The sequence below is a fragment of the Methylobacillus caricis genome (genome assembly GCF_020532705.1).
In the GTDB taxonomy this organism is placed as follows: domain Bacteria; phylum Pseudomonadota; class Gammaproteobacteria; order Burkholderiales; family Methylophilaceae; genus Methylobacillus; species Methylobacillus caricis.
The window spans coordinates 712,844-732,443 of the sequence record NZ_JAJAVD010000001.1 but is presented as its reverse complement, the minus strand read 5'-3'; the positions used below and the strand labels follow the sequence as shown (position 1 = coordinate 732,443).

The 19,600-nt window shown below is 53.6% G+C and carries 18 protein-coding genes; 6 read left to right on the top strand and 12 right to left on the bottom strand.

Features of this window, described 5'->3' with window-relative positions:
- Positions 1 to 12: 12 nt before the first annotated feature.
- The 12 genes from LG200_RS03510 to LG200_RS03455 all read right to left on the bottom strand — a co-directional run bounded on the left by LG200_RS03510 (position 13) and on the right by LG200_RS03455 (position 11,067).
- Complete coding sequence (locus LG200_RS03510) at positions 13 to 732, bottom strand: queuosine precursor transporter (protein WP_226756210.1); 720 nt, start codon at positions 730 to 732, stop codon at positions 13 to 15.
- 21 nt (positions 733 to 753) lie between these two features.
- Entirely contained in the window at positions 754 to 1,545 is a 792-nt protein-coding gene (locus tag LG200_RS03505) for an ABC transporter permease (RefSeq protein ID WP_226756209.1), read from the bottom strand.
- A complete protein-coding gene (gene nikB / locus LG200_RS03500; RefSeq protein WP_226756208.1) occupies positions 1,542 to 2,453 on the bottom strand; it encodes a nickel ABC transporter permease in 912 nt (303 codons plus the stop codon). The genes LG200_RS03505 and nikB overlap by 4 nt, the downstream gene beginning before the upstream one ends.
- A 357-nt stretch (positions 2,454 to 2,810) precedes the next feature.
- A complete protein-coding gene (locus tag LG200_RS03495; protein ID WP_226757291.1) occupies positions 2,811 to 3,290 on the bottom strand; it encodes a L,D-transpeptidase in 480 nt (159 codons plus the stop codon).
- 9 nt (positions 3,291 to 3,299) lie between these two features.
- Positions 3,300 to 4,793, bottom strand: a complete 1,494-nt coding sequence (locus tag LG200_RS03490) for an ABC transporter substrate-binding protein (RefSeq protein ID WP_226756207.1) — start codon at positions 4,791 to 4,793, stop codon at positions 3,300 to 3,302.
- Positions 4,793 to 6,127 carry a 23S rRNA (uracil(1939)-C(5))-methyltransferase RlmD gene (rlmD, locus tag LG200_RS03485; protein ID WP_226756206.1) on the bottom strand — a complete coding sequence of 445 codons (1,335 nt, stop codon included), beginning with the start codon at positions 6,125 to 6,127 and terminating at the stop codon, positions 4,793 to 4,795. Before rlmD ends, LG200_RS03490 begins: the two co-directional genes overlap by 1 nt.
- A gap of 61 nt (positions 6,128 to 6,188) precedes the next feature.
- A complete protein-coding gene (locus LG200_RS03480) occupies positions 6,189 to 6,965 on the bottom strand; it encodes a 3'-5' exonuclease (protein WP_226756205.1) in 777 nt (258 codons plus the stop codon).
- A gap of 32 nt (positions 6,966 to 6,997) precedes the next feature.
- On the bottom strand, positions 6,998 to 7,414 hold the full coding sequence (locus tag LG200_RS03475; protein ID WP_226756204.1) for a YdbL family protein: 417 nt from the start codon (positions 7,412 to 7,414) through the stop codon (positions 6,998 to 7,000).
- On the bottom strand, positions 7,415 to 7,609 hold the full coding sequence (locus LG200_RS03470) for a hypothetical protein (RefSeq protein WP_226756203.1): 195 nt from the start codon (positions 7,607 to 7,609) through the stop codon (positions 7,415 to 7,417).
- 141 nt (positions 7,610 to 7,750) lie between these two features.
- On the bottom strand, positions 7,751 to 9,676 hold the full coding sequence (locus LG200_RS03465) for a translocation/assembly module TamB domain-containing protein (protein WP_226756202.1): 1,926 nt from the start codon (positions 9,674 to 9,676) through the stop codon (positions 7,751 to 7,753).
- Positions 9,615 to 10,502 (bottom strand): cysteine synthase CysM, encoded by an 888-nt coding sequence (gene cysM / locus LG200_RS03460; protein ID WP_226756201.1) that lies wholly within the window; start codon positions 10,500 to 10,502, stop codon positions 9,615 to 9,617. The genes LG200_RS03465 and cysM overlap by 62 nt, the downstream gene beginning before the upstream one ends.
- A gap of 61 nt (positions 10,503 to 10,563) precedes the next feature.
- Positions 10,564 to 11,067 (bottom strand): disulfide bond formation protein B, encoded by a 504-nt coding sequence (locus LG200_RS03455; protein ID WP_226756200.1) that lies wholly within the window; start codon positions 11,065 to 11,067, stop codon positions 10,564 to 10,566.
- Positions 11,068 to 11,175: 108 nt separating this feature from the next.
- On the opposite strand from LG200_RS03455, the gene xseA reads away from it, so the two are divergent.
- The 6 genes from xseA to LG200_RS03425 all read left to right on the top strand — a co-directional run bounded on the left by xseA (position 11,176) and on the right by LG200_RS03425 (position 19,554).
- Positions 11,176 to 12,372, top strand: coding sequence for an exodeoxyribonuclease VII large subunit (gene xseA, locus LG200_RS03450; protein ID WP_226756199.1), 1,197 nt, complete (start codon positions 11,176 to 11,178; stop codon positions 12,370 to 12,372).
- A gap of 41 nt (positions 12,373 to 12,413) precedes the next feature.
- The gene (locus LG200_RS03445) at positions 12,414 to 12,746 is read left to right on the top strand and encodes a TfoX/Sxy family protein (RefSeq protein ID WP_226756198.1); all 333 of its coding nucleotides are present in this window, start codon (positions 12,414 to 12,416) and stop codon (positions 12,744 to 12,746) included.
- A 72-nt stretch (positions 12,747 to 12,818) separates the two neighbouring features.
- Positions 12,819 to 14,702 carry a potassium transporter Kup gene (locus LG200_RS03440; RefSeq protein WP_226756197.1) on the top strand — a complete coding sequence of 628 codons (1,884 nt, stop codon included), beginning with the start codon at positions 12,819 to 12,821 and terminating at the stop codon, positions 14,700 to 14,702.
- A 49-nt stretch (positions 14,703 to 14,751) separates the two neighbouring features.
- Positions 14,752 to 15,582, top strand: coding sequence for a M48 family metallopeptidase (locus LG200_RS03435; protein ID WP_226757290.1), 831 nt, complete (start codon positions 14,752 to 14,754; stop codon positions 15,580 to 15,582).
- A 575-nt stretch (positions 15,583 to 16,157) separates the two neighbouring features.
- Positions 16,158 to 16,982, top strand: a complete 825-nt coding sequence (gene dapD / locus LG200_RS03430; protein WP_226756196.1) for a 2,3,4,5-tetrahydropyridine-2,6-dicarboxylate N-succinyltransferase — start codon at positions 16,158 to 16,160, stop codon at positions 16,980 to 16,982.
- Between the two features lie 448 nt (positions 16,983 to 17,430).
- Positions 17,431 to 19,554, top strand: a complete 2,124-nt coding sequence (locus LG200_RS03425; protein WP_226756195.1) for a putative bifunctional diguanylate cyclase/phosphodiesterase — start codon at positions 17,431 to 17,433, stop codon at positions 19,552 to 19,554.
- Positions 19,555 to 19,600 lie beyond the last annotated feature (46 nt).

Genomic DNA, 19,600 nt, shown 5'->3' with positions numbered 1-19,600 from the left:
TATTGGTAAACCCTAATGGGTTTTCAGGGAAAACGGGGTGAAGTTGGTATCGCGGTCGTAGTAGTCTTCGTTCTCGGCTTTCTTGAGCAGGGCCACGACCTTGTAAGTCACCGGCGTCAATACTACCTCAACGCCCACCTTGGCGAGAAACTGTGCACCCATGACCAGCAATAGCTTGTCATCCGGAATGATCCCGCTGCCATAAAAAGCCAACGGATAAAATATCAGCGAATCAATACCTTCGCCGAAAATGGTGGAGCCTATGGTGCGCGTCCATAGCCAGCGCCCGCTGGTCCAGACTTTCATCTTGGCAAGCACCACCGAATTGACAAACTCGCCGCAGGCAAATGCAATCAATCCAGCCAAGGAGATACGCCAGGCCGAACCGAAAGCAATCTCATACACCCGCTGGTTCTCCCAGAACGGTGCCGGTGGCAAGGCGACAATCACCCAAGCCATCAAGGAAGCAAAAGCCAGCGCCGCAAACCCGGTCCAGATCACGCGGCGCGAACGCGCGTAACCATACACCTCGGTGAGCACATCGCCGAACACATAGGAAATCGGGAAAAACAGCACCCCGGCCCCAAACGTCAAGGTCCCGATCAGGGGCAAATCAATCTGCGAAATCTTGGCCGGACCGATAAGGTTGGAACACACCAGCACAGTCACGAAAGCCACCATGACAAAGTCATAATACTTATAGCTGCGCGGCGCCTGGCCCTGGATGCTCATGACGATCTCCCTTTGCAATGACTATTCTGCACGTGCGATATCCCAGGCATCGCGCAGCTGATCACCCAATACATTGATCGCCAATACCAGGGACATCAGGCTGAATCCCACTGCCAGCACATAATGCGGTGCCACCAGCAGGTAACGCACGCCATCCTTCAGCATGGACCCCCAGGATGCATGCGGTGCCTGGATACCCAAACCAAGAAACGACAGGCTGGCCTCCGCAATCACCAGTCCGGCAATGCTATAAGTCGCTTCTACCACCAGAGGCGCAGCCAGCAAGGGCAGAATGTGCTTGCGCATGATACGTCCCACCGGAGCGCCAAGAGACTCTGCTGCCAGCACATGCTGGCGATGGCGCAAACTCAATGCCTGCGCACGCGTCAGGCGCGCATATCCTACCCATGAAGTCATGCACAATGCCAGCAAGAGGTTATCCAGTCCCGGCCCCAGGACAGCGGCAAACGCAATCGCAAGCAGGATGCCAGGAAAGGCGAGAAAAACGTCGGTCACCTGCATCAGCACACGGTCTATCCAGCCACCAAAATAACCGGCAACCAACCCGATTAAGGTTCCAACGGTCAGGCTGACAGAAGTCACCAGCAGTGCCACAAACATGGAAACCCCGGCACCCGCCAACAATCTCGCTACTATGTTGCGCCCCAGGTCATCATTTCCCAACCATGCGTCAGCACGCGGCAGGGCCAGCACATTTTCCAGGTTGATATGGTCAGGCTGCAGGTCCATGGCATAGGACAGCATCACAGCCGCCAGCCAGAAGATCAATATAAAATAAGGCCAGCGCTTCATCCGGCAAACCTGATACGTGGGTCCAGCCTGGCATACAGCAAATCGGTCAGCAGGTTGACCATCACATAGGTCAATGCAATCACCAGCACACAAGCCTGGGTGACGGGATAATCCCGCTTTTCTATGGACTCGACCAGTAACCTGCCTACCCCTTCCCATCCAAACACGGTTTCCGTGATTACCGCGCCAGCAAGCAAGCCGCCCAATTGCAAGCCCAGCACAGTGACTATCGGCAGCAAGGCTGCACGCAAGGCATGACGGAGGATAACCTGTTGTTCATTCATGCCCTTGGCACGCGCAGTACGGACAAAGTCCTCATGCAATACTTCCAGCAGGCTGGTTCGCGTCATGCGGGTGAGAATGGCTGCCAGGCCAAAGCCCAGTGTCATGGCTGGGAGCAAAATGGAAAGGTTGTCGCTCATACCGCTCACTGGAAGCACGCCCAGCCACAAGCCAAATAACAGCATCAATAACGGCCCCAGCCAGAAATGTGGCATCGCGGATAAAGAAAGACTGAGTATGGTAGCGAAGTTGTCAGGCCATTTGCCTGCTCGTAATGCCGCTGCGATACCTAGTGGCAAGCCAATTATCACAGCAATCAGCAAGGACAGCAGCGCCAGCGCAGCCGTGGCGGGAATACGCTCCTTCAGGGACTCGGCAATCGGTTTACGGGTATGGATGGAACGGCCAAAATCGCCTTGCGCCAGATTTTGCAGATAATGCCCAAACTGGGCAACCAGGGGCTGGTCAAGGCCAAGCTCGGCACGCAGCTTGGCACGGTCCGCCATGGGTGCAGACTCGCCCAGCATGACTTCCACCGGGTCACCCGGCACCAGGTGCACCAGCAGGAAGGTCAGCAGCAAGACGCCAAAGACCACAGGCACCACACCTAATAACCGCTTAATCACTGATCACGCAATCCATAAAATTAGCCTCGAAGGCAGCGGGCATGTCTGCTCGAATTGCCCCCCGGCAAGCTCATCAGGCAATCACCATGCAGGCCAATCGCCCGGCAATAGCACCTCTGTGCGAATGACATTCTGGAATGGAAACTGGTCAATGCTCTGGATTCGCTGAGAATGATTTTAGGTATCCCTTGAGCATTTCAAGCTCATAGGTAAGCTCCAAACGTTGGATCAGACCATCGCTGATTTGATATCGGCCGCCTCTTTTGAATAACACTTCACCCTCCCTTTGATTCAAGCTACACCACCGCATTGCATATGACCAAGACACATTGGATCCCGTCAACTGCCAGTCCACGATTAACCTGTAATATCCACCTGAATGCCAACTTCAACCATGTCAAACAACTCTGCCACATCCCGGTTACGCATACGTATGCAGCCATGGGATTGGGGTTCACCCATGGGCTCGGTATCCGGTGTGCCGTGGATATAGATATAGCGCTGCATGCTGTCTACATTGCCCAGCCGGTTGTAACCTGGTTCGCACCCAGAAAGCCAGAGTATGCGGGTCAGTATCCAGTCGCGTCCGGGATGTTGCTCAGCGAGCGTCCTGGTCCAGATTTCACCTGTAGGCCTGCGTGCCCGGAAAACCATACCCAGGGGCATACCGGCCCCGATCTTGGCACGAACAAGGTGAAGGCCACGCGGGGTGCAATAGCTGTTCTTCTGCTCCCCTGCTCCATTGAGGGCGGTAGATACCGCAAACTCACGCAGCAATTCGTCCTGCTGGTTCAGCAATCGCAAACGCTGTTGAGGGATAGATATCTCAATATGCAGAGTCATGATTTACAGCGTGTTCTTACCCGGAAAGACTGACTTCATCCTGCTGCGCTTGACTTGGGTCAGGCCATCCCAGCCTCCATCAGGCCGGAGATCATAGCCGACAATATTTTTTCGCACAGCGGCAAACTGGCCCTCATACCAGAGCGGGATATAGGGCAGTTGTTCATGTACCCGGCTCGCAACGTTAGCCCAGTCGCTGACAGCAATCATTTCGTCCACCTTGCGGTCCGCAAAATGACCGCGGTTTGCCCCCTTGGGAGGTATTGAGCTGGAGTGAAATGCCAGGTGGTAAATTTCGGGCGTCTTGATGCCGACCCACATCAAACCATAAAGCTGGAAATTACCGCGCTTGATATCCTCAAAAAACGTGCCCCAATCCAGGCTGCGAATTTCAAGGTCAATCCCGGCTAATTTCATCTGTGCCTGCATCATGGTGGCTAAACGCACACGCTGAGCGTCAGTTGAGGTCTTGTATACCAATTTCAAGGGAAGCTTGATACCAGCCTGCGCCAGCAGGTCACGTGCCAAAAGCGGATCGTAGGCATAGGCTTCCAGGTCGGGATTGCCAGCCCAGTGCTCAGGCGGCAGGATAGTTTCAGCCAGGCGGCTACCGCCGACCAGGGCGTGCCGGATAATGGTTTCGCGGTCGATGGCATGAGCAAGCGCTTGTCGCACCAGCGGATTCTGCAATTGCGGATCGGTAAAATTGACCCCCAAGTAGGAAAAATTGGAGCCGCGGGACTCAGTCACCTTAATAGCTGGCTGTTTTTTCAGGTAGCCGACAAGCTCCGGCGGCAAGTCTCCCTGCAGCATGTCGGTTTCACCGCGTACCAGCTTGAGTACCCGCACAGTAGGATCCCGGATTTCCTCAAAAGAAAAGCGCTGCCGGTCGCTCAGGCGCTCCAGCTTGAGATCGCGCCGCCAGGAAACAAACTTCAAGGGGCCGCTGCCAACAGGCTCACGGGAAAAATCATGTTCGCGGGCAATCAGTTCAGCCGGCATGATGCCGATCACCAGGCGCGAAGGGAAATTGCTATCGGCATCTTGCAGAAAGAAATCCAGGGTGCTTTCATCACGCACCTCGATCTTGTTGATATTGGCAAACTCAGCCGCATGGGGAGAGTCGGCAAGTTCTTTTACTGATTGATAGGTTGCTGCCACATCCTCGGCAGTGAGGTGGCGGCCGTCATGGAAATTGCGGCCTTCCTGCCTCAGGGTAAACCGGAACAGGCGTGGTGATAATACCCGCCAGGTGGCAAGGTCGGGCTTGGGCCTGTAATGTCCATCAAAATCAACCAGTGATCGATACAACAAGCGGTTGACCCGCGCAGAGGATGCATCCGTCGCATATCGTGGATCGAGCGTCTGCGGTAACTGGCTGACTGCACTGCGGATATCATCATGACTGCCTGTACGGCTGCATGCATCAAGCATGAGCAGCAAAACCACTGCAAGAGCGGTCAATGCCAGCAGGCGAGCCACCAGGCCGATTTTCATTATGCGGTTTTCTCAAAAATCGCAATAGACTCTACATGCGACGTATGCGGGAACATATTGATGACACCACCCGCCAGCATACGGTATCCCTTTGCATGCACCAGCATGCCAGCATCCCGCGCCAGGGTGGCAGGATTGCAGGATACATAGACAATGCGTTGCGGCGCATGAGCAGTTTCAGCGGCAGGATCATCCACATCCGGCAGGGATTTCACCAGCTCCAGGGCGCCATCGCGCGGCGGGTCTATCAGCCATTTGTCGAAATGCCCCAGCGATTGCAGGGCCTCCGGCGTCATTTTGAACAAGTCTGCCTCCTGGAAATCCACCTGCTCCTGCAAGCCATTCAGGGCGGCACTCTCATGGGCGCGTGCCACCAGCGCAGCCGAGCCTTCCATGCCAAACACCGAAGCGCCGCTACGCGCAATCGGCAAGGTGAAGTTGCCTAGGCCACAGAAGAAATCGGCGATCCGCTCTCCAGCCTGTGGTGCCAGCAGTTGCATGGCACGCCGCAGCATGACGCGGTTGATATGCGGGTTCACCTGGGTGAACTCGGTGGGCTTGAACGGATAGACCAGGTCAAACTCGGGCAATGAATAACTCAGGCCAGGGCCATCCGGGGGATAGAACGGCTGCACGGTATCCGGTCCCTTGCTCTGGGTCCATATCTGGACTTCATACTTGTCGGCAAATGCCCTGATGACAGGCGTGTCCTGAGGTTGCAACGGCTCAAGTATGCGCAGCACCAACACCGTTGCCTGCTCGCCCACCGCCACCTCGATCTGTGGAATACGCTCGCGGATACTGAGCTGTCCTACCAAGTGCTGCAAGGGCACAATCAGGTCGGAAATTTTCTGTGGCAGCACCTTGCAGCTGTCCATATCTGCGACAAAGCTGCTGTTTTTCTCGTTGAACCCGACCAGTACCCCGCCCTTTTTGGCGACATAACGCACGCGCAGCCTGGCCTTGTGCCGATATCCCCAGGCAGGACCATAAATGGCGGGCAACATACGTTCCGCATTAGTCTTGCCTATATGCCAGAGATTATCCTCAAGCATGCGTTGCTTGGCCGCCACCTGTCCGGACAATTCAAGATGCTGGATGGCACATCCGCCACAGACGCCAAAATGCGAACAAGCCGGTGTAAGCCGCAAATGGGAGGCCTGCAGGATATCGACCGCATCTGCCACTTCATAGCTGGATTTACGTCGATGGGACTTGAAGGTGACACGTTCCCCCGGCAGGGCGCCGTCAATGAAGATAGTCTTGCCGTCCACATGGGCGACACCGCGACCCTCCTGGTCCAGGGATTCAATAAGAGCAATAGGATTGTTCATGCGTTGATTCGAGAAAACTTTAAGATATCAATACAGCAGGTACATCACGTACGCTGCTGGTTCAGTGGTTCCAGTGTTGTAAGAATTCCTGCCAATGGCGGCCTGGGTAGCCTGCCAGGGTATCGCGCACTAGCTGGATTTCACTGGCATAAGCGGCCTGATCCAATGCGCCGCGCATTAACTGGAAGCGCAGAAACACCAGATAGGTGTTTGCCACATCAGTTTCGCAATAGTCACGGATTGCGTTAATTTCACCATTCACATAAGCATCCCAGACCTTGCTGCCATCCATGCCCAACTTGCCGGGGAAACCGCATAGCTGCGCCAGGTCATCCAGGGGCGCGTTCGCACGGCCATTGAACATTGCCAACAAGTCCATCAGGTCCAGATGGCGTGTATGGTAGCGGCTGATGTAATTATTCCATTTGAATTCACGGTCATCGTCGCCCATATCCCAGTAGCGTGGTGCCGCAATGCCATGCACCAGGCCACGGTAATGCAATACCGGCAGGTCAAATCCACTGCCATTCCAGGACACCAGGTTCGGTGTGTACTTCTCTATGCCGTCATAAAAACGCTGGATGATCTCATGTTCGGGAGCATCTGCAGCTCCCAATGTCCATACGCGAAAACTATCGCCCTCCCGCAATGCACAGGAAATGGCCACCACCCGATGCTGGTGCAGGGGCAGAAACTCGCTGCCATTCTGCTGGCGGCGCTTGTGAAATGCCACGCGCGCCACATCCTCATCCGTGGTCTCTGGCGGCAGGCTGTATAGCTTGCGCAAGCCATCGGTATCAGGGATGGTTTCAATATCGAATATAAGCGTAGGCGTCATGTCGTTGCGTCGTTTAACTAAGTCTTAAATTGTTACTTCTTCACCCAACCGCCACCATCCTGATAATACCAACCGCCTTGGGCTTTCTGGATCCAGCGCTGGGCGAAAGTACTGCGCACCTCTGACTCCCATTCGGGATGGCCGTTGCCGCTGGCAATTTCCTTGTACAGCGCATTGCGGTCATTGTTTTCCGCAGCGACCAGCGAATTGAGGCTCTGGCGCTGTGCCAACGGTACTGCATTGGCATCACGGACTGCCACTAGGCCATCTCGCGTGAAACCAACCGCTCCGCTGGCATAAAACCCGGCCAGCTGCCCATGCCGCGCCTGCATACTGTTCTTGATGGTGGAAATAGCCGGGGTGTTTATCTCAAGATCAGCCGCCGCATTTACCAGGGGCGCAATCATCAGGCCGGCCATCAACATGCTGAATACAATTAATTTTTTCATTTACCTTACCTCTTGTTGGCTGTCGGAGGGTGCAGCCTTGCCATCCGTTTTTTCCTTGAGCTGCCAGACATCGTCAATAATCCGGTCGGCAGCTTTTTCCGCAGCGGCAGCGGGAAAATAGATATTGATGGTGACACAGGCCGATAGTGTTAACAGCAGCGCCAGCGGTGCTGCCCAGAACCATGTTCTCAGCATTCAATTGCCCTTTAATATTTAGCGTGATTGTGGCCCGCAAACAGTTTTTCCATATGAGGAAGTGATTGTAACTCAGGATGGGGCAGGCAGGCAGGCTACAAAACAGCCTGGCAATTATGCTGCAAGGCGCTGGCTGGATCATTATTGAATAACAGGTGTACTGTTGCCCTCGGTCACGCGCTTGAGACGTGCAAGCAGGTCACTCCAGCCCACATTGTGGTTATAGCCCATGACCGTAATCGCCGGAATACCGCTTCCCTTCACGATCACATAACCTTGTGGCGTGTATTCCACCCCGCTCATCTGGCAGACATCGTTGCGTAATTGGCAATTCCAGCCGATTTCCTTGTAATTAAACTCACTGAAAAAACGCAACACGCTACGCTGTATGGCAGCGGCAGCCCCTGCTCCGCCCAGCGCCGTAATATTCTCCACCGCGCGTTGCGAGATTTTCTTGCGATAACTGCCGGGACTGCTGCGCAAGCTGGCATCAAACTTTACCGGTTGCCAATTGGATAGCTCCAGGTTTCTTACATCGCCATCCAGCTTGCCTTCGATCGCGCCAAAAGAGAAAGTTCGGGTAATGTCCCCCAGGTCAAGATGGCGCATGGCCACGTGGGCATTGAGCCTGGGAGCCAGCCCCAGAGGGGTTTGCATGTTCAGCCCGCTCACAGAAATGTCGCCGTTGAACAGCTGGAACAGCAGATCACCATCCGCGACCAGGTTGCCTCCACTATAAGTCACCATAGGGATGGCAGCTGCCACCTTCCCCTCCATGCGCGGCCAGCCAAGTGCCTGGCTCAGTTCAGGCATGGAGATAGGCACCAGGTTGGCACGCAAATGCCAGTGCCAACTGCCACCAACACGGGCTGCGGACACATCAGTCAGGCTGAGTGCTCCATCCAAGATGGGCAGATAGAGCTGGGAAGTAGTCACTGAATAACGGTTGATATCCGCCATGATACTGGCCTGTCCCAGCGGAATTTTCAGCAAATGGCCGCTTTCATATGAAAACTGCATCACCTGTGGGTCCTCATAAGACCACGGAATACGGGTATTGATTTGATACAAGGCAAAGCGGCCATCCTGGTCCTCGATATCAGCATTCTTCAAATCCAGCAGAAAAGAACGCACTTCCCCATGCTCCACCTTGAGTTTCAGTCTGGCACGCCCTTCGAGCTCCAGCTTATCCAATGACGTACCCTGCAGCATTGGCTGCAACAACAATGGATAGAGCGTCGCAATATCCAGGTCCGCAGCATCCAGATGCAAGCCATCCAGACTGCCATTGACCCATTGCCCGCCTATACTGGCCTGGCCGACTTTGTCCAAGAGCAAATCAGCCTGGCTGACGGTCAGCGTGCCATTACCCCAACTCCCACTGGCCACCAGCCGGTGCCCCCCTTCGGCAAAATACAACGGCTGCCAAAAGAGCTCCCCGCTTTTCCAATCCAGCCTGGCCTGCCACTGCCATCCCCGATGATTCTGTACCGCCTCCAGCGCCAGAGTGGCTGTAAGCTTTTCTCCGGCACGCAGTCCTGCAGCGTCACTGAAGGATGCTTCCTTCAGATCCAGTTGCACAGCATAGCGCTGACCGCTGCCTGTATTGGTTTGTGTCAGATCAAGCGAAAACGGCAGTTGCATGTTATGACCAACAAGCTTTCCCTCCTGGCAGCGCCAGTGCCCACGTTGAGGATTGATCAGCCGGGCACATTCCAGGCTTGTATCACTCCACTGGAGATCATCCCTGGCCTTGAGCTGGCCTTGCACACTGACTTTCCCATCAAGATCGAACTGGGCTTTAAGCTGCCGCATACTGCCTACCTCCGACTCTATGCTATCGGCTTCGATACTGATGGAGCTGATGGCATGAGCCGAGGTAGCCTGCAATGCTGATACCCAGCAAACAATGATCAGGACCAAGAGGTGGAAGAAGGGGTTCTTGCTGCGGCAGGCTGGAAAGGCCTGGTGAAACACCAGACCGGATATATCATGAATGACTGGACTACCCAGGGAAAACCCCGGTGGAAAGATAGCGGTCGCCACGATCGCACACAATGGAAACAATCACGGCATTCTCCAGCTTCTTGGATAACTGCAGGGCGGCATATAACGCGCCCCCAGAAGAAATACCGGCAAAAATGCCTTCCTGCTGGGCCAGCTTGCGTGTGGTTTTCTCGGCGTCCTGCTGACTGACATAGATCAATTCATCCACACGGCTTGCATCATAAATGGTAGGCAAATATTCCTCTGGCCATTTACGGATGCCAGGAATTTGTGCACCTTCTTCAGGCTGTACCCCTACGATACGGATATCAGGATTTTGCTCCTTGAGATAGCGCGACGTGCCCATGATGGTACCGGTCGTACCCATGCTTGAAACAAAATGAGTGACCTTGCCTGCTGTATCCCTCCAGATTTCGGGGCCGGTACCCTCATAGTGCGCCAATGGATTATCCTGGTTGCCGAACTGGTCCAGCACTATGCCCTCCCCTTCGGCCTGCAGCTTGAGGGCAACATCACGCGCCAGCTCCATGCTGCCATCCCGTGGTGTCAGCACCAGCTCGGCGCCAAAAGCTTTCATGGCCTGGCGTCGCTCAACACTCTGGTTGTCAGGCATGACCAGCACCATTTTGTACCCACGCATGGCGGCGGCCATGGCCAGGGCAATACCGGTATTGCCCGAAGTCGCCTCAATCAGGGTGTCGCCAGGCTGGATATCGCCCCGCTCTTCTGCACGCCTGATCATGGAAAGCGCAGGCCTGTCCTTGACCGATCCAGCCGGATTATTGCCTTCCAGTTTGAGCAGTATGGTATTGCTGCTAGTGCCGCCCATGCGCTGCAGTTTGACCAGGGGGGTGTTGCCTACAAAATCATCCAGTGTCTTATACATTCAATTCTCATTCATGTTCTATAGGGCGATCGCATCAAAGAAACCATGCGAGGCCAATCATTCAAGCCTTGCTTTTAAGGAAGGCCAAGAGGATGGCAAACAAAGCGAGGCCAGCAAATGCAATCAGCGAAAGCTGGGGAATGGTTAAACCAAACAGTGTCCAGTCTATGGCAGAACACTCGCCAGTCCCCTTGAAAATCAGGTCCAGCGCCTTTTTCAGTGGGAAAGTCTCCATGATGTAGTCAAAGCCAGCCCCGCATTCAGCCATCACTTTGTCTGGGTTGGCCTGGATCCAGGCATGGCGCGCTGCAATACCGATGCCTGTGACAGCTGCAAGCACATGTAACAGGCCATAGACCTTACGCCCGGTTGCGCCAGGATTATGCAAGGCGGCAATCAGGAACAAGATGCCCAGCCCCATAAAGGCTATACGCTGGGAAATGCACAGGGGACATGGCTCAAGGTTGTGCTTCTGTTGAATAAAAAGAGCAAAGCCGACCAGGCCGAAGCTGATGAGGAAGCCCAGCAAATAGCCGCTTCTGCCGGCAAACAGTTTATTGAACATGGTAATAGTCCCAGCGCTTATAATTAAACACTCGCAATTGTAACGGATAGCGCCTGATCACACTATTTTGCAGACCTTAATAATCAGTGAGCAGGCAAAAATACAGGCATGACAGACCCCCAACGCGTATTGAGCGTCAGCGAACTGAACCGCATGGCGCGAGAATTACTGGAACGCAGCTTCCCCTTGTTCTGGATCAGTGGAGAAATATCCAACCTGACCCGCGCCGCCTCTGGCCACTGGTACTTCTCCCTGAAAGACCAGGGAGCACAAGTGCGTTGCGTCATGTTTCGGGGTCGCAATAGCTATCTGGACTGGATACCTAAAGAAGGAGACAAGGTAGAAGCACGCGCCGTCGTCACCTTGTATGAAGCCCGCGGTGATTTTCAGCTCACGATAGAGTTTCTTCAACGTGCCGGACTAGGCTCCCTGTATGAAGCCTATGAAAAACTCAAGGCCAAGTTGGAGGCGGAAGGGCTGTTTGCCGCCCAGTTTAAACAGCCTATCCCGCTGCACCCACGCCAAATCGGTATAGTGACTTCGGCAGATGCCGCCGCCTTGCGCGATGTGCTCACGACGCTCAAGCGCCGCATGCCTGTGGTCAATGTGGTGATCTACCCCACCCCGGTGCAAGGCAAAGGGGCGGCGGAACTGATTGCCAATGCCATCCGCACTGCCAATGCCAGGGCCGAATGCGATGTGCTGATTGTCTGCCGCGGCGGCGGTAGCATAGAAGACCTGTGGCAATTCAATGAAGAAGTGGTTGCACGTGCCATCCATGCTTGCCGCCTGCCTGTGATCAGTGCCGTTGGCCATGAAACCGATTTCACGATTGCCGACTTTGTGGCTGACCATAGGGCGGCCACGCCCACTGCCGCCGCTGAACTCACCACGCCAGACCGCATATCACTCCTGCAAGGCGTAGGGCAACTATCACAAAGGTTGGAACGCACGCTACGCAACCTACTGAATCAGCGTGCCCAGCACCTGGACTATTTAAGCCGGCGGCTCCTGTCCCCCATGCAGCAGGTGGAACATCGCCGTCACCATCTGCAGCAACTTCATCTGCGCCTGCAACACGGGATAGAACGCCAATTGCAGAGACAGCATCAACAATGGCTACGCTTGCAGCAAAACCTCTCCCATCTCAATCCCAATGCAGTACTGCAGCGTGGTTATGCCTTGGTGGAAAAAGCCAGCGGCGAACTTGTCTATGACAGCAAGCAACTGTCATCAGGAGACAGTGTCAGGCTCAAGCTGGGCTCTGGCAGCGCAGATGCTGAAATCAAAGCCGTCAAATCCTGAACGGTAGCTGTCCGGTACCAGGCTTATGGAAGAGAGCACCCATGAATGAATTTATAGAGTATCTAGGAGAAATGCTGCGGGATTTCGGCAGCATTCAGGCCAAGCGCATGTTCGGCGGCTATGGGCTCTATCATGACGGCCTCATGTTCGGCCTGGTGGCTGAGGATACGCTATACCTGAAGGCAGACGATGAAAGTCGTCCCCATTTCGAAGCTTTGGATCTGCCCTGCTTTGAATATCTCAAGCAGGGACGCAAGATTAAAATGTCTTACTATCAGGCGCCTGCAGACATGCTGGAAGACCGTGAGCAGGCATCCATCTGGGCAAAACGCGCATATGCAGCCGCCCTGCGTGCCAAGGCACATCCACATTAATACTATCCCGTACGCTATCGCTTCTACCCTAACACTTGTAAAATGACGTCAACTTTCCCCTGAGCCCATTTAATGGATTCAACCCGCATCGGCAAAACCCGCACTCCCATTCTGGCATTAGCCGCCCTCGGTGTAGTTTTTGGCGATATAGGCACCAGCCCGCTCTACACCATGAAAGAAGTGTTCGCCGTGAGCCCTCATCCGGTGCCGCTCACACATGACAATGTATTCGGCATACTGGCGCTCATCCTCTGGTCTTTGGTCATGGTGGTATCAGTTAAATACGCGGCCTTCGTCATGCGTGCAGACAACAACGGCGAGGGAGGCATAATGGCCCTGCTCGCACTGGCGGGACGCAATCTTGCTGGCAACCCTTCCCGGCAACGCATGGTCATGTATGCAGGCATCATAGGCGCCTGCATGTTCTATGCCGACGGCATGATCACCCCGGCAATCTCAGTACTGTCAGCAATAGAAGGCCTGCAAGTGGCGGCCCCTGCACTGGATGACCTCATAGTGCCTGTCACCCTGTTCGTGCTGGTGATCCTGTTCTGGATGCAAAGCAAGGGCACTGCGGTTGCCGGGACCCTGTTCGGCCCAATCATGCTGCTCTGGTTCTTTACGCTGGGCGCGCTGGGTGTGGTCAACATCCTGCATGAGCCACTTGTCCTGAATGCCATCAACCCCGTTTATGCCGTCCAGTTCTTCCTGCACTCGCCCTGGATTGCTTTTGTGGCATTGGGTTCGGTCGTGCTTGCAGTCACCGGTGTGGAGGCCCTGTATGCAGATATGGGACACTTTGGCCGCAAGCCAATACGCTATGCTTGGTTCTTTTTTGTGTTGCCTGCACTGGTGCTTAACTACTTTGGCCAGGGTGCACTGGTGCTGCATGATGCAGAATCCATCAAGAATCCCTTTTATCTCATGGCGCCCGGGTGGATGCTGTACCCCTTGATAGGCCTCGCAACACTCGCCACTGTGATTGCCTCCCAGGCCGTGATCTCAGGTGCCTTTTCAATTTCCGCCCAGGCATTGCAGTTAGGCTATCTTCCGCGTATGCGCGTGCTGCACACCTCAGACCAGCAAAAAGGCCAGATTTACATGCCTTACATCAACTGGAGCCTGATGCTTGCAGTCATGGCATTGGTGATCGGCTTCGGCTCATCTGGCGACTTGGCCGCAGCCTATGGCATTGCGGTCACAGGCAACATGCTCTTCACAACATTGCTAGCCGGCATTGTGTTCCATGGTATCTGGCGCTGGAGCTGGACGCGTACAGTGTTACTAGTCAGCCTGTTCCTCATTATTGATATTGCATTCTTCAGTGCCAATATCCTGAAAATCCCTGATGGCGGCTGGGTACCGATCTTGATCGGCATTGTTATTTTCACGCTCATGGCCACCTGGAAACGGGGGCGCAGCCTGCTGCTTGAACGCCTCAAAAATGAGTCCATGCTCCTTGAACCATTCATCGATGCCATCGGAAGCCATCCGCCAACCCGTGTGGCAGGCACAGGCATATTCATGACACCCAATCCCCATGGCGTACCTCATGCCATGTTGCATAACCTCAAGCACAACAAGATACTCCATGAACGCATTGTGCTGCTGACAGTGAATATTGCCGACGTACCCTATATTGCGGAACGCAGCAGGCTGGGACTGGAATCACTAAAGCACGGCTTCTACCGCATTACCGTCAATTACGGGTTCAAGGACGATCCTGACTTGCCACGCGATCTCAAGCTCTGCAAGAATCTCGGGCTGGAACTGGATACCATGGAAACTTCATTTTTTATCGGTAAGGAAACATTGCTTGCCACCCGCCAATCCGGCATGGCCTATTGGCGCAGTAAGCTGTTTGTCGGCATGTTCCGTAATGCGGATAGTGTTACCAACCAGTTTAAACTTCCACCTAATCGCGTGGTCGAGCTCGGTGCACAGATCGCGCTCTAATGTCATGATGATTTAAGTGCTCATCACATCGCTTGAAGGAAACAAAATGATGAAAAAAACATTCACACTCGCAATGGCCCTGGCCCTGATTCAGGTTGCTGGTTGTGCCACGACTACCAACTCCAGCGTCTCAGGAGTGCAGCGCAAACAATTCCTGATGCTGTCGGAACAACAGGTGGAAAGCATGTCGGCTGAAAGCTATGTCGCCACATTGAAGGAAGCCAAGGATAAAAAGAAGCTCAATACCGATAGCAAGGAGTTGAACCGCGTACGTACTATCTCCAACCGGCTGATCGCGCAGGCGGGCATTTTCCGCAGTGATACCACCAGCTGGAAATGGGAAGTCAATGTAGAGGAAAGCGACCAGATTAATGCCTATTGCATGCCAGGCGGCAAAATCATGGTCTATACCGGCCTGATCGACAAACTAAAAGCCACCGATGACGAACTGGCTGCCGTCATTGGCCACGAAATTGCCCATGCACTGCGCGAGCATGGCCGTGAGCGCATGTCGATTGCCGCGGTACAGAATGGCCTGCTGACCGGGCTGGGAATTTTTGCCGCCACATCCAAGAACAGCAATACTGCAGCCATGGGTGTGGGTGCCGCAGCCATGGGGGCCAACCTGTTCTTTTCCCTGCCCAATGGCCGCGAGCAGGAGCGCGAGGCGGACCGTATAGGCCTGGAGCTGGCAGCCCGTGCGGGCTATAACCCTAATGCAGCCGTTACCCTGTGGCAAAAGATGAGTGCACAGAATGACGGGGCACCTCCCGAATTCCTCAGCACTCACCCTTCCAACGAAAACCGCATCACCGACCTGAAGGCATTGATCCCGAGCGTGATGCCTTTGTACCAGCAGGCGAAGGCAAGCAACAAATAAAAATCTAAAATTGGCCCTGCCTTTCTGTGACAAATGACTGGCAGGGATGAGTCATCACTCTCTCCCTGCCCCTCTTTTCATCTCCATTAACCTAAATAAATGCGAAATGGGTTTTTCGCCTTGCTGGGCGAGTCCATTTTTTTGCTTCGCCAAAAGAAACAGGACGAAAGAAAAGCTGACCCTCTACCTGCGTCCCGGAGCAATGCTCCTGGCAACCTGTACTGCTCAATTTATCGGGGTCTTGCAGAACTCGCCAACGCTCAAACAGCTGCAAGCCCTGATCCGATAAAAGCTCCACTGCTCGGCGCAGTCAGGACGGGAAATAGCCTCGTGCCATCGCTGCGCTCGGTACTCACGCCAATGTGCGAATGTCGCCGATCAAGCTTTTGAATTCATGCCATATCCCTGATGGAACAAGGTTGGATAAAAATAAAAAATCCTATCTTTTAAAAATATCGCTACCTCATCTCGTCTCAATCTGCTGTAAATGCCAACGCTCCTTGGCACCAAAAAGTCAATCCGCCGCACTTTCGGGTAAAATAGCGTTTTTTTAGCTATCACATTCGGAAACTGTTATGAGTCAATTGCAAACCATTATCGAAGACGCTTTCGAGCGTCGTGCCGAGATCACACCTTCTACTGTCAGCGCTGAAATCAAGGATGCTGTATTCAGCGTGATCGCTGATCTGGACAGCGGCAAGCTGCGCGTTGCCGAACGTACCGATGGCCAGAACTGGGTGACGCATCAGTGGATCAAGAAAGCCGTGCTGCTTTCCTTCCGCCTGGAAGATAATGTGCTGCTGGATGACGGAGTGACCCGCTATTTCGACAAGGTGCCCCCCAAGTTCGCCAATTACACTGAAGCCGACTTCAAGGCTGGCGGTTTTCGCGTAGTCCCTAACGCCATCGTGCGTCGCGGCTCCTTCATTGCCAAGAATGCAGTGTTGATGCCTTCTTACGTCAACATCGGCGCTTACGTTGGTGAAGGCACCATGGTAGACACATGGGCCACCGTCGGCTCCTGCGCCCAGATTGGCAAGAACGTGCACCTGTCCGGCGGCGTAGGCATTGGCGGCGTGCTGGAGCCGGTTCAGGCCGGCCCTACCATCATTGGCGACAACTGCTTCATTGGTGCACGTTCTGAAGTGGTGGAAGGCGTGGTTGTCGAAGACAACTGCGTGATTTCCATGGGCGTGTACATTGGCCAATCCACCAAGATTTATGACCGTGAAACTGGGGAAGTTACCTATGGCCGCGTGCCATCAGGCTCTGTCGTGGTGTCAGGCAACCTGCCTTCCAAGGATGGCAGCTACAGCTTGTATTGTGCCGTCATCGTGAAAAAGGTGGATGAAAAGACCTTGGGCAAAGTTGGCATCAACGAGCTGCTGCGCGGCATTTAACCAACGGCTGGCACACCCACGTTCTCAAGATCTTTCGGTGCAGGCTAATCCGGGCAACTGCCCGGGTTAAGGCGCCAGCCGGCGCCAGAGCCAAACATCTTAGGTAAAAAGTCGATATTAACGAACTCTTGCGTGGTATTTAATTCACCTTGCAATCACTCTTGCGATTGTAAAACCAGCCACTGTCATAATTATGACAGTGGCGTCAAAAGACCAACAGGCTCTCACAACCGGGAGCCTGTTTTTTTCTGCCAGATCATGCTCGCCTGATTAAGTACACCTACAAAAATACCCAGAATATTTCACATATCCTATTGTTTTATAAATAACACTTACACTACCCCATCTCTATCTATCGAGTTAAAAACTCATGATTGATCTACTCGGCATAAAAGTTGCGCCTTAAGGGTCATGGCACAAGTTATCGGTGCAGAGTCAAGGAAAAATCATGGTGGGAAGTTACGATTATCGGCTGGTATTACTCTCAATCTTTATTGCGTTCATTTCCTCGCTGACCGCATTCATGTTTGCTGCCCGTGTTGCCCGTAATCAAGCCATGATCGCAAAGGCATGGCTGGTGCTTGGCGCCATTGCAATGGGTTCCGGCATATGGGCAACGCACTTTATCAATATGCTCGCCCTGTCACTGCCGACTCCCATGGGTTATTCACTGGACGATACCGTGCTTTCATGGCTGATCGCCGTCAGTATTTCATGGCTTGCACTGGATATTGCCAGCCGCCCCCACATCAGTCAGCAGATGTTATATGCTGCTGGCGGCATCATGGGCCTAGGCATTACCGGCATGCATTACACTGGCATGCATGCCATGCACATGTTCCCCGAGATTACCTACGACCCTTCTTTACTCGTTTTGTCGATAGCGATCTCGATTGGTGCCTCCATACTGGCTTTATTGATCATTTTCCAGCTACGCACGCACTATGGAAAAAACAGAATGGCAGTACAACTGCTGGCGGCCGCTGTCATGACAGCAGGGATTATTGGTACGCATTTTTCCGGCATGGCGGCTGCCAAATTTCATCCTCACGCTGTCTATACAACAACATCCTCGCTGCCACCCACGCTGCTTGCCATCATTATTGCACTAAGTGCCACCGCCCTGATTTTGCTTGCAGCAATCCTGGCGCTGATGGATAGCCGCAATGATGATCGTGCCAACATCCTGCTGAGCGATACCGCTAACAAGCTCAGCAGGATGGCAATGCTTGATTCTCTTACCCAACTACCTAACAAACGTTATTTCCAGAAACATCTGGATATCGGCATTCGCCGTACCACCCGCTTGGGGAACGCCTTGGCCGTTGCCCTGATCAAGCTGGACGACATCAAGAAAATAAATGAATCGCTTGGGCAACATATAGGCAATGAAATTATCCATTTAAGCGCCAAACAGCTCCAGGCTGCGATCCGTGGCTGTGATCTGGTCGCGTATAACGGAAGCGAGGAGTTTCTGGTGTTGTTTGAAGACATCAAAAATGAGGCAGACATTACACCGCTCATGCAACGCATCATGCATGTATTGAGCCGCCCCTTCACCATAGGCCATCATGAGCTTTCCCTTTCAGCATCGGCCGGGATTGCGCTCTATCCCAAGCATGGTGACCCAGAACGCCTCCTGGTATATGCCGAGGCGGCCATGCATCGTGCAAAAACAGAAAGCCGCCATCACTTCCGGTTCTTTGATGAGCGCTTGGAGTCCAATTCATATGACATCCTGGAACTCCAGCAAGAATTGCATCACGCCATTGAACGCAATGAATTCGCGCTATATTTTGAGCCAAGAATGGATACTTTGAGCCGCAGGATTGCCAGTCTTGAAGTGTTGGTGAAATGGCAGCATCCTGACAAAGGCATCATCCCTCCTGCTACATTTCTTCCCATTGCGGAAAGCCTGGGGCTAGTGGATGTCATCAGCATCTGGATGCTTGAAGAAAGCTGCCGTATTGCCCATGAACTTCGCAGCAAAGACACCCATCTGTATCTGTGCCTCCCCCTGGCAGCAGCCCAGCTACGTAATCCGGAACTGCAAACCATCCTTGATGGCTTGCGCAAAAAATTTGACCTTCCCACAGACGCATTGGTATTGGAAGTTCCTGAAACAATCTTCATGCAACAGCCTGAACACTATGGAGATTTGCTCAGATCCTTGCAGTCGGTCAGCATGAAGATTTCGCAAAGTAACTTCGGCACCAGCTTCTCCAGCCTGCCTTATCTGCAAAACCTCAATCTGAAGGAGCTAAAACTGGATCAAAGCTTTACAGATGACCTGGCCAACAACCAGAAATCACGTGCGATTGCTGGTGCCATCATTGAACTGACCCAGGCCCACGGCCTGAAGGTGATTGCCGAAAATGTCAGAACTGAAGAGCAACGCCAGATACTGATCAGTCTGCATTGCAATCAGATACAGGGGTTTCTGTTGGCCAATCCAGTACCTGAGAACAAGCTGGCAAGCCTGCTTAAACAACCCCTGGGCCCAGAGGCAGACCTGGAGTCCAGTCATATACTATGGCCGGGAGAACAATCCGTATACAGCACCGCTCAATGATTGGCTTCCAGTGATAAAATGGTAAGTTATGAATAAGACGAGATTG

Excerpts from the sequence above, each read along its gene's own strand:
- LG200_RS03510 (WP_226756210.1), bottom strand. The coding sequence starts at position 732 with ATGAGCATCCAGGGCCAGGCGCCGCGCAGCTATAAGTATTATGACTTT.
- LG200_RS03505 (WP_226756209.1), bottom strand. The coding sequence starts at position 1,545 with ATGAAGCGCTGGCCTTATTTTATATTGATCTTCTGGCTGGCGGCTGTG.
- LG200_RS03490 (WP_226756207.1), bottom strand. The coding sequence starts at position 4,793 with ATGAAAATCGGCCTGGTGGCTCGCCTGCTGGCATTGACCGCTCTTGCA.
- rlmD (WP_226756206.1), bottom strand. The coding sequence starts at position 6,127 with ATGAACAATCCTATTGCTCTTATTGAATCCCTGGACCAGGAGGGTCGC.
- LG200_RS03480 (WP_226756205.1), bottom strand. The coding sequence starts at position 6,965 with ATGACGCCTACGCTTATATTCGATATTGAAACCATCCCTGATACCGAT.
- LG200_RS03475 (WP_226756204.1), bottom strand. The coding sequence starts at position 7,414 with ATGAAAAAATTAATTGTATTCAGCATGTTGATGGCCGGCCTGATGATT.
- LG200_RS03470 (WP_226756203.1), bottom strand. The coding sequence starts at position 7,609 with ATGCTGAGAACATGGTTCTGGGCAGCACCGCTGGCGCTGCTGTTAACA.
- cysM (WP_226756201.1), bottom strand. The coding sequence starts at position 10,502 with ATGTATAAGACACTGGATGATTTTGTAGGCAACACCCCCCTGGTCAAA.
- LG200_RS03455 (WP_226756200.1), bottom strand. The coding sequence starts at position 11,067 with ATGTTCAATAAACTGTTTGCCGGCAGAAGCGGCTATTTGCTGGGCTTC.
- xseA (WP_226756199.1), top strand. The coding sequence starts at position 11,176 with ATGACAGACCCCCAACGCGTATTGAGCGTCAGCGAACTGAACCGCATG.
- LG200_RS03445 (WP_226756198.1), top strand. The coding sequence starts at position 12,414 with ATGAATGAATTTATAGAGTATCTAGGAGAAATGCTGCGGGATTTCGGC.
- LG200_RS03440 (WP_226756197.1), top strand. The coding sequence starts at position 12,819 with ATGGATTCAACCCGCATCGGCAAAACCCGCACTCCCATTCTGGCATTA.
- LG200_RS03435 (WP_226757290.1), top strand. The coding sequence starts at position 14,752 with ATGAAAAAAACATTCACACTCGCAATGGCCCTGGCCCTGATTCAGGTT.
- dapD (WP_226756196.1), top strand. The coding sequence starts at position 16,158 with ATGAGTCAATTGCAAACCATTATCGAAGACGCTTTCGAGCGTCGTGCC.
- LG200_RS03425 (WP_226756195.1), top strand. The coding sequence starts at position 17,431 with ATGGTGGGAAGTTACGATTATCGGCTGGTATTACTCTCAATCTTTATT.